Consider the following 9860-nt stretch of genomic DNA (forward strand, 5'->3'; position numbering starts at 1 on the left):
CGGTCCGCTGTCCAGGGCATCGGGCTGCGCCACCGTCCTCGCCCGGTCCTCGCTGACGCTCGGCTGCGGCCTCCGGGCGGTCCCCGGACATCGGCCCTTCCTGCTCGCTCTTCATGCGTCGAGGCGGCTCCGAAAGCAGATTTCTTCCACACCGCGGCACACCCCGCAGAAAGGCCCAGCCATGCATGCAACTCCTTCCACCCATCAGCGCGATGCGGACAGCCCAACTTTCCCAACAACCACGGGCGTTCCCCCCGTACCCCCCGAGGACTCACCCAAAGCAGGCCCTGTCGAAGACGGCAGATCCGCAGGGCGAAGCGGCGCACGCATGGACGTGCGGCAGGCGATCACGGACCGGATCGTCGCGATGCTCGAGAAGGGCGGCAATGTGTTCCGCGCGCGCTGGACGCAGGCGGCCTCACGCGGCATGCCGCACAACGGCAAGACCGGCCAGCCCTACCATGGCGCCAATGTGCTGCTGCTGTGGGAGGCGGCGATCCAGGAGGGCTACGCGTCCCCTGTGTGGCTCACCTATCGCCAGGCCGCCAGTCTCGGCGCGCAGGTCCGCAAGGGCGAGCGTGCCGTGTTGTGCGCGCATTTCGAGCGAAGGGAAGGTCGGGGCGCAGCCAGCGATAGCGTCGACGCCCGAGTCGACGATGAAGGCGCACAGGACGAAACCACTGCCCAACGCGGCGCCCTGCTTTGCATGCCGTTCTGGCTCTTCAACGTGGCGCAGATCGATGGCCTGCCGGGCGAGGTCATCGAGGCCGCCAGCGAATCGCCAGTTTCATCGCATCCACCGGTGGAGCGGGCCCTTCGCCTGCTGGGCGGGTGCAACGCCACGATCCGGCACGGGTTCGAACGCGCGATGTACCTGCCGGACCTCGACGAGATCCGACTGCCCTGGCCGAAGCGCTTCACCAGCGGCGAAGCCTATTGCGCCACGGCGCTTCATGAGCTGGTGCATCATTCGGGACACGCAAGCCGGCTCAACCGGCAATTCGGCCAGCGCTTCGGCGACGCGGCCTACGCGTTCGAGGAACTGGTGGCCGAGCTCGGCTCGGCGTTCGTGATGGGTCACTGCGGGTTGGTCGACGCGACCATCGAAGGGCACGCCGTCTACCTCGACAGCTGGCTGCAGGTGCTGCGCAATGACCGCACGGCGATCTTCACTGCGGCCCGGCATGCAGGTGCGGCCTTCGACTTCATCCTGGCCAGGCAGATGCCCCCGGTTGACGCGGCACCGGCACTGCCATTCGAGGAATGACACTCGAGAATTGACTCGCTGCGCGCAGGGGCCGCCGCGCGGCCCCTGCCTCCCGAGCCTGCGGACCCGCTATTCGTCCAACTCGGCGCGGATGTGGGTCCCGACCGTGCCCTCGAGGATGTCAGGCACCGTGTACTTGTCGCCGATCTGCGCAGCCATCTCGACGACGCGCAGGCACAGCTCGACCACGTTGCGGTCGAGCTTGTCGCCGGGCCATATCAGCCCGACGTCGACGGCCGCCGCTGCTTGTCGCTGTCCATGCCGCCTTCAGCCGGCAAGGACTTGCAGACTCCGCCGGGCAGCAGCGGCCCTCGAGCCGGTCGTAGTCGGGTCAATCCAGCTCGTCACCCCTCAACGCGTTCTCGACAAGCGGAAAATGTGCGCATGACGCCACCTGACGAACACCTCGACGCTGCCCTCCGCAAGGTCAGGCTCTACCAACTGAGCCAATGGGTAGGCCACCTGACGCCAGCGCAGGCGAATGCGCTGGTCGACGCGGGTGCCATCGCGGCGCACCATGACATCGTCTGGATGAACTCGGGCCTCCAGGCGGGCAGCCAGGAAACGCGATGGGTCTATTTCGCAGCCGGCCCGGCACTCAAGGCGCTGCTGCGCGCGCGTCCGGCCCGTCAGCAGGCGGCCCAGGCGCCCGCAGAGACCTGACCCGCGCGGCCGCTCGATCGGGTCCGGGGCGCACGGTCGCCCGTGCGGCCGACCGTCGGCGAGGCGATGGCCATGCGGCGAAGGTGCTCCCGTTCGGAACGCAGTTTTTCATTGCGCGCTGCGCTGCGCTGATCGGTCCGGCTCGCCTTCGGCCTCGCGCTGGCGCTGGGAGAAGAAGAAGGGGAGGGGAGGTGGGGGAGGGCTTGCCTGTGTCTGGTCAGGGTATCACGCGGTTCTCGCGTTCAAGGCCCTGCGCGCGCTTCGCGTGCTCGGCGCGTGCCGTGCGCCTGCGGCGGCCTTGAGCGCTGCGCTGCCGCGTGAGCCAGGGGTGACGCAGGCAATCCCGCCTGTGTCACTCCAGGAGTCCATCATGACCTCTTCCGACTATTCCTTCGCCCCTTCCTTCGTCGCGCGCGAACCCCTCTCGCTGCAGGATCTGGCCCATGCGGCGCCAGCGGCCTTTGCGGACCACGCCGCCCAGTCAACCGGTCCCAAGTACGTCTTCATCAGCACGCGGGACATCGTCTCGGCGCTGATGGACGCTGGCTTTTCGCCGACGCATGCGATGCAGACCCGGGCCCGAGGCACCGATCCCAGCTTTGGACGGCACCTGCTGCGGTTCCAGCCGATCGTTCATGCGCTGTCGCTGGACGACGTGGTGCCGGAGATCGTGCTGATCAATTCGCACGACGGACGCAGCGCCTACCAACGCACCTTGACGCCGATCGACGCCTGCACTGAAGATTTCACGGTGGCATCGCCGTCGATGTTCCACAGATGCCCAATTTCGCCGTAGAGGCCCGTCGTCGGTGTCAGGGCCAGGGTCGCGCCAGCGGCTATTTCGCCAGCGCTGTAGCTGCCCCCGCTCGCCATCGCAGTTACTCCCGCCGGGCCGATGAAGTTGACCACATCATCCCCGACGCTCGCGTGGTACAGGTTCACGCGCCCGTAGGGCTGCAGCCGACCGGCCCCTGTGGCGAGGTCGCCCTTGACGCGCACCCCCAGGCGACCGATCCAGCCATTGCCCGGGTCCTGGCGCACACGCGCGCCACTGAGGATCAGGTCGTCGAAGCTGCTGTGCTGCCAGGCGAGCTGCGCCTGCGGCTCGATGCTCCAGCGCGCGTCGAGTGCGAACGCCTTGCCCGTCTCCACCGAGGCCATGAAGCTGCTGGCCTTGCCCGAGACTCGGGGGTTGATGTCCGGACGCACGTCGTAGCGCTGGCTACCGCCTTGCAGCACGCTGTCGACGTACCAGCCATTTGCGTCCATCCAGGTCGCATAGGCACCCAGATAACGTGACTGCAGATTGTTGCTGCCCACCCGCGCGGTGAGCCCACGCGCATTGCCGGTGACGTCGGCGTTGCCGTCCAGATACCCGACATAGATACCGGCGCGCCAGTTGTCTTTCACCAGCAGGTCGCTCCCGGCTTGCACACCGCTCACGTGCCCGTCGGTCCGAGCCTGTGCGATGCCCGATTGCTCGATGCCCAGGTCGGCATACACCACGCGCGCCCACGCCCGGCGCGTGCTCGCATTCGGCGCCTGGTCGTCAGGCCCGCGGTTGGACTCGCCCGCCGTGGCCGCGGGAGCCTCATCCCCCATGCGCCGATGCAGGTTGCTGAGCATGGCCAAGTCGGATTGCCGCACCTGCGCCGGCAAGGCGGCCAGCATCGGCACTTCGGCGCGATAGGTGGGCACTTGAACGGGCGGAACCGGCTGGGGCTGCGCGGGTTGCTCGGGTAGCGCCGACTGCCCCGGAGGCGTGGGTTGGATGGACGGCGCGGTCGAGCGCAGGTACCAGTTCTCCCCCGCTCCAAGCAGGTCGGCCGCATAGAGGCGGTACTCGAAGGCACCCGCGTCCACATGGCCGCCGGCCAGGCTGAAGGCGCTCTTGGACGTCTGCGCGGTGGTGGTCGCTCCATTGAGCCCGCTCACCACCTCGATGCCATTGCCCGTGGTGAGCGTGCCGAGGCCTGCGATGCTGGCGATCTGGATCGTGGTCTTGCCGCTGGCATTGGCCGCCGCTCCGTCGAGCACGAGCCTGTCGCTCACGCTGGCGCTGCCGGCGAGTCCGGTGCCCAGCCTCAGGAGGCCGGCATTGCCCATATAGGCGCCGCTGGTCGTGAGCGTGCTGCCCGCTGCGGCGCTGGCCAGGCTGACCGTTCCGCTGTTGGTCAGTGCCGCCACGCGCTGGTTGAGGCCATTGGTGTCCAGGGTGGCGCCTGTGGCTACCGTGTGGGCCGAAGCGGCGCTGAATGCGTCGGCCGCGCCAGCACGCAAGGTGCCCGCGGCCACCGTGGTGGCACCCGTGTAGGTGTTGGCACCCGAGAGCACCAGCGTGCCGCTGCCGTTCTTGGTGAGCGCCCCGCCGCCGGAGATGACACCCGAGAGCGTTTCAGTGAAGGCGCCGGTATCGACGATCGGATCATGGGTGCCGGTGAGCACCACCGCGTTGGCCAGGTTCAAGCCATCGGCCGCAAATCCCAGCGTGGTTCCTTCGTCCATGGCGAGGGGCCCGCTACCCAGCGCGGTGTTGTGACCCACCGAGATCTGGCCGCCCTTGAGCGCCGTGCCGCCGCTGTAGGCGTTGGCGCCGGTCAGTGTCAGCGTGGCGCTGTTGAGCTTCGTGACGGTACCGGTGCCGCTGATCACGCCGCCGAAGGTGACGTCGTCCGAGCGGTTGAACGCCAGCGTGCCGTTGTTGGTCACGTTGCCGACGATCGATCCCGTCGTCCCTGCGTTGCCCAGTTGCAGGGTACCGGCAGTGATGGTCGTGCCGCCGGTATAGCTGTTGGCGCCGGCGAGGACCAGCGTGCCCAGATCGGTCTTGTCGACTCCTCCGGGCCCGGCGAGCTCCGGCACCACGGTGGCCACGTAGCCCGCTCCCGGCGCCGTGCCGTCGCCCACGCGCAGGGTGTTGCTGCCGGCGGCCAGCGTGATCGGGCCGCCTTGCACCACGTAGCCGCTGCTTGCGAACTGCATGCCCCCGGAGACCACCGCGCCCAGGCTGTTGTCCACCGTCACCGTGCCTGGCGCTGCAGAGAAGATCGAGAAGGCGCCGTTCGCGTACGGCGCATTGATGCCGCCAGTGGCCTCGGTCCAGTTGTCGTTGCCGGCCGAGGCCTGCCAGGTGCCGTTGCCGCCATTGATCACACCGTTGTTGCGCGGCACGGTTGCACCGTCCCAGAAGTTCAGCGTCAGGCCCGCCGTGTTCACCAGGTTGACCTGGTTGGCGACGGCGGTCTGCACGAAGGTCGTGCTGCCGGCGGGCTGCGTGCCGAGGGCGAGGCCGTTGTCGGTCAGCGTGCCGCCGTAGCTGATCACGCGATACAGGCCAGGGCCGAAGGTGCCGCCCGCCGAGGTGGCGACGTTGAGCGTGCCGTCCAGCGTCAGATTGCCGCGCACCACGGTCAGGTCGTTGAGCGCGCCGCCGACGGTACCGGCTTGTCCGAATTCGTAGTTGAGTCGCGATGCGCCTGTCAGCGACAGATTGCCGTTGATCGTCAGCGTGCCGGGCGAAGTGCCGGGCGCGAGGATCCCATCACTGATCGCGACGCTGCCGCCAAGAGTGCCGGTGCCGCCCAGCGTTGCGCCGTTCGCCACCGAGGTGAGGCCGGTGGCTCCCGTTTGATCGCCGTTGACGTAGAGCGATCCTGCCGAAACCGTCGTCGCACCGGAATAGGTGTTCGGGCCCGTCAGCACCGTCGTGCCGGTACCGATCTGGGCCAGCGTGCCTCCACCGCTGATCGTGTTTCCCACCGTGTAGCTGTTGCCGCGGTTGAAGCTCAGCGTCGCGCCACCAGCCACCGTGACCGCTCCTGAACCGAGATTGCCGGTGGTGCCGCCATTGCCGAGTTGCAGGGTGCCTGCATTGACGGTGGTGGTGCCGGCGTAGGTGTTGGCCCCGGTGAAGGTTTGGGTGCCGGAGCCGATCTTGGCGAGATTGATGATCGCGTTCGGGCCGCCGGCATCTGCCGCATGCTCGCCCGTATTGGTCAGGCTGCCGCGGATAACACCGCCAAAAGTGCCCGAGCCGCCGTTGACACCGACGGTCAACGTGTATCCGACTACACCGCTTTCCGTCAGAGAATTCAAGGCGCTGTTTCGAACCGTGCCACCGCCGGTCAGGGCATCTACCGTGACCTTGTTGCCGCGCAAATCGAAGGCAGCGCCGCTGCCGACATCCAAACTCGCGCGATTGGCACTCCAGTCGGCGGTGTAATTGTCGTTGCCAATATAGCCGGTGCCTGACACCTTGATTTGCGTACCCGCAGAGCCGGTGACGACGCCTGCGAAGCGATTGATGGCGCCCGCATTGTTCTGGTTGTATTCCAAGATGCCGCCGGTGATCAACACCGGGGCGGTGGTGCCCTCGTTGATCGCTGTGGACTTTCTCAGCGTCGCTTGGCCGGCGCCCGCCTTGGTGATTTGATTGTTGCGCAGGCCGCCGGTGATGTCGAAGGTCAGGTTGGCGCTGGCCGAGGTCACGTCAATGATGGCCGCCCCTGAGTTCCAGCCCAGGTCACGTGCGGTGGTGGATTGGCTGCCGGTGCCCGTGTAGCGGAGGGTTGAGCCGTTTTGTATGGCAATGAAATTGCTGCCGGTGCCCGTTCCGAGTTGGCTGACGTCGGAAAACTGAATGGTGTTAGCGCCGGTGCGCCCTACAAACAGGGCGCCGGTGAATGAACTCGGCGCGGTCAGTTGCCAGGTTCCGTTGCCATCCCCATAAACGATGAAGTTGCCATTGATGGCTCCAATGGTGTTTATTCCGGTGGCCGAACTGCTGCCAAGGACCAGCGCCTGCAACGGGGAGGTGGTGAGCGTCACCGCGCCGATGTTCACATTCACGCCAGTGGCGTTCAGTCTCAGATTGAACGCACCAGGGCTGGTGATGTTCCCCGTGGCGATGGTGTAGCCGTTGCCACCGGTGAAATTGATGGTTGGTGACTGCCCTGTCAAGATACTCAGGTTGCCCAGCGTCAGCGTTCTTCCAGCGCCAGCACTCGTGAGTTGGTTGGCGTCGATGGTGTAGGTGAGGGTGCCGTTGTTGCCGAATCCGCTGATGCTGCCGCCGGCTGTGGCAAACGTGGTGTTGGTGTCGCTACGGAGTTGGAGCGTGGTTCCGTCGCCGTTGATGGTGAGGGCCGAATTGGCCAGCGCCCCGCCATCGGCCAGGCGCAGGATGCCACCGCTGAGGTTCGTGGCTCCTGTGTAGTTGTTGGCCGCCGAAAGCACAGCCGTTGCGTTGGCGCTGTTGACACTCAATGAGGTGGTGCCGGTCAGACCGTTGAGTGAGGTCGCGTTCAACTGGGTGCCTGCTGCAGCACCCCCAAAGTCGATGGCGGTGCCGTTCAGCGAGCCGGATACGGCCAGCACGCCACCGACGATCCTGGTAGCGCCAGCGTAGGTGTTGGGACCCGCCAGCGTCAGCGTTCCAGCACCCGTCTTGATCAAGCCGGCGGTTCCTGCCAGGGTCGAGCCAATTGTGTGGGTGCCGCCGAGGGTGTTGATGGTCGGTGTGCTGCCGGCCAGGGTGAGCGTGCTACCCCCAAGTGTGTAGCTGGACGAAGCGCCGAAGCTGAGGTTGTGCACGGTGATGGGCGTACCCAGGGTCACCGCCATGATTCCCGTTCCGTCGAAGACCGCGTCGTTGAGCGCGCCGTTATTCCAGATCGAAGGGCTTCCTCCGGTGCCGGTCGCACTCGTGTTCCAGAAGTTGTTGGTGGTGTTCCAGGTGCCGGCACCACCAAGCCCTGGCGTTACGCCGTTGGTGTCCCAGTACAGCGTGGCTGCCGCCGCGGGCATTGCCCAGGCGCTCGCCACGGCGAAGGCCAGGACGGTGAGCCGCAATGCACCAACACAAGTTCGCACTCCGGACCTGCCGCTGCTCTTTGTGCGCGCCGTCTCGGGCACTGCCACCCAGGACGACAAGGCGGCGCTCCAGAGGCTGCGATACGACTCGTTCATGATGAAATCCGGTTCTGTCGCAATAAGGAGTGCGTGACGAGCGAATGGGGTTCCGAGACAGCGGGCTCAAAACGCCAGGCTGTAGAACTGGTCGGCAGCAGACATGACTTGGCCCTCGGGGCAGGCCAACTGCCCCTTGTTGATCATGTGCATGGTTTCGATGCCGGCGATGAGCTTGGCGGCCGAGCCGAACGACTTGAATCCAAGCATCGGCCTGACCGGTCGTTTGGTCGCGCGGTGGTCCTGCTCGACGATGTTGTTACCCGGCTTGGTCGCGCCACTGTCCTCGATCAGGCCGTGCACAGCCGCGGTATTGGCGCCACCCTTGTCGATCGTGATCTTCTCGGGCACGTCGTGCAGGCCGATGGCGCGCTCGAAGAAGCGCCGGGCAGCGGCCCTGTCGCGATGGGCGGTGAGAAGGAAGTCCAGCCCACCCTCGCCAGACCGAACTCCACACCAACCGAAACGTCGCATTCAAGGTCTCCTGCAATTACCGCGTTGTCGTTAATGAGTTGCCGAGCCCGCATCCTGAAAGGCGGCTATTTAGGGAACATCAGCTGCGCCTGGAGTCTCAGCGCCCAGCGGGGTGCGTTGTCGGGTCGCTCGACGTTGTAGTAGGCAGAGGCCTGCAGGTTCACCGGCAGCTTGCCAAAGCGGACGATCTTGCCGACGCCTCCGCCCACGGGTACGGTCCACTTCTGGCCTGCGGCCGCCTCCCAGTTCGCGGTGATGAGCGGCGACGAGGTCAGGTAGAAGCCTCCCGGAAAGTTGTAGTTCAGGAATGGCTGCAAGGTCAGCTGGTTGATCTTYGGATCGGTCGACGAGCTACTCACTGACCAGATGTTGTTGATCAACGCGCCATAGACCCAGGGACTGCCCTTCTCGAGCCGAAGCACGACCGCGGTCGGCCCCAGGCCCCAGCGGTCGTTGCCGAGCCGGTCGTTGGTSTGCGTGGGCAGCTGCGCCACGGCGCCGACGCCCCAGATCCAGCTGCCCGAGTTCTTCGGTGACAGGAAGCCGTTGASCTGAATGTCTCCGAGGCCGAAAGTGGAGCCTTCGAAAGGCGAGGAGGCCGGCTGCCAGATCAGCGGCATGATGGTCCGCGAGATCAGGTTCCAGTCCTCGTTGAGGCTGAAGGGCACGACCGGCTGGATGTTGAGCACGTTCTGCGTGCGCTGCTCCGGCCCTGTATCGAAGTTGGTGTTGAGCTGAAATGGCACGCTGATCAAGCTGGCCAGCGGGTTCTGCGCAGCCTTGGCGAGTTCCTCGTTGCTTTGTTGCGCATGGGCAGACGCTGAGAGGAGGCCCGCCACCATGACACCGACGGCCCAACTCCGCTCAGAGGGGAAGTGGTCCTTGATTCGAGATTGAGACATGTCTTTTTCAGCTATCGCGATGCGGCGCGCAGAGCGGCGAATCGACGCCCGAACGCCTCCGACCATTTGTTGAAGGCGTCCTGCGCATAGCTCCAGCTTGTGAACGAGCTGACGTAGCCGTTCATCCATGCCACCGCCGCGGTCGTCGCACCCTTGTCCAGGTCGGCGGCGTACTTGAGTCCAATCTCGGTGTCCGCGCATTCGCCGACCACCTTGCCGGTGGCGCCGTCTCTGAACTGTGCCTCCAGTCCGGTCTGGCCCATGTAGGGGGTCGAGCCCACAGGCCGGCCGGTGGCCGCGCCCGTGCCCATCTCGGCGACGAAGCCGTAGGGCACCGCCGTGCCGGCCAGGCTGGCAACGGTGTTGGTCGGGATCAGCGAGGTCAGCGCAAACTTCAGGCGCAACACGCCCGGGCCAGGTGCGTCGACGACTTGGACGCCCGGCTGGAGGTTCTTGACCAAGGCCGCATGAAAATAGTCGAGCAGCGCCTTCAGGTCCGTCGGATCCACGGGACGCTGCGCCGCACGGGGCTCGAGGTAGACCTGGATGCGCTCGATCATGACCTTGTCGTAGCTGCCCCACCGGAC

Annotated in this window: 6 protein-coding genes and 1 pseudogene; 3 read left to right on the forward strand and 4 right to left on the reverse strand. The window is 66.1% G+C overall.

Annotated elements, in window-relative coordinates:
- The 3 genes from AC1D2E_RS32870 to AC1D2E_RS32880 form a co-directional block, all read left to right on the forward strand.
- The coding region (locus AC1D2E_RS32870) for an ArdC family protein (protein ID WP_478201292.1) at window positions 1-1267 on the forward strand (1267 nt) is incomplete at its 5' end.
- A gap of 384 nt (window positions 1268-1651) precedes the next feature.
- A complete protein-coding gene (locus AC1D2E_RS32875; protein WP_478201293.1) occupies window positions 1652-1930 on the forward strand; it encodes a hypothetical protein in 279 nt (92 codons plus the stop codon).
- Between the two features lie 370 nt (window positions 1931-2300).
- Window positions 2301-2726, forward strand: coding sequence for a DUF932 domain-containing protein (locus AC1D2E_RS32880; protein ID WP_478201294.1), 426 nt, complete (start codon window positions 2301-2303; stop codon window positions 2724-2726).
- On the opposite strand, the gene AC1D2E_RS32885 is transcribed toward AC1D2E_RS32880, so the two are convergent.
- The 4 genes and pseudogenes from AC1D2E_RS32885 to AC1D2E_RS32900 form a co-directional block, all read right to left on the reverse strand.
- Window positions 2633-7897, reverse strand: coding sequence for an autotransporter outer membrane beta-barrel domain-containing protein (locus tag AC1D2E_RS32885; RefSeq protein WP_478201295.1), 5265 nt, complete (start codon window positions 7895-7897; stop codon window positions 2633-2635). The genes AC1D2E_RS32880 and AC1D2E_RS32885 overlap by 94 nt on opposite strands.
- Window positions 7898-7963: 66 nt before the next feature.
- A pseudogene (locus AC1D2E_RS32890) lies at window positions 7964-8326 on the reverse strand (DDE-type integrase/transposase/recombinase); the annotation flags it as partial.
- 110 nt (window positions 8327-8436) lie between these two features.
- On the reverse strand, window positions 8437-9273 hold the full coding sequence (locus tag AC1D2E_RS32895; RefSeq protein ID WP_478201296.1) for a transporter family protein: 837 nt from the start codon (window positions 9271-9273) through the stop codon (window positions 8437-8439).
- Between the two features lie 11 nt (window positions 9274-9284).
- A partial coding sequence (locus tag AC1D2E_RS32900) for a DUF3313 domain-containing protein (RefSeq protein WP_478201297.1) occupies window positions 9285-9860 on the reverse strand: 576 nt, incomplete at its 5' end.

It is taken from the genome of Variovorax sp. P1_H2 (assembly GCF_056405295.1).

Bases quoted from the DNA above. Each gene is read 5' to 3' on its own strand.
- AC1D2E_RS32880 (WP_478201294.1), top strand. From the start codon at position 2,301: ATGACCTCTTCCGACTATTCCTTCGCCCCTTCCTTCGTCGCGCGCGAA.
- AC1D2E_RS32875 (WP_478201293.1), top strand. From the start codon at position 1,652: ATGACGCCACCTGACGAACACCTCGACGCTGCCCTCCGCAAGGTCAGG.
- AC1D2E_RS32885 (WP_478201295.1), bottom strand. From the start codon at position 7,897: ATGAACGAGTCGTATCGCAGCCTCTGGAGCGCCGCCTTGTCGTCCTGG.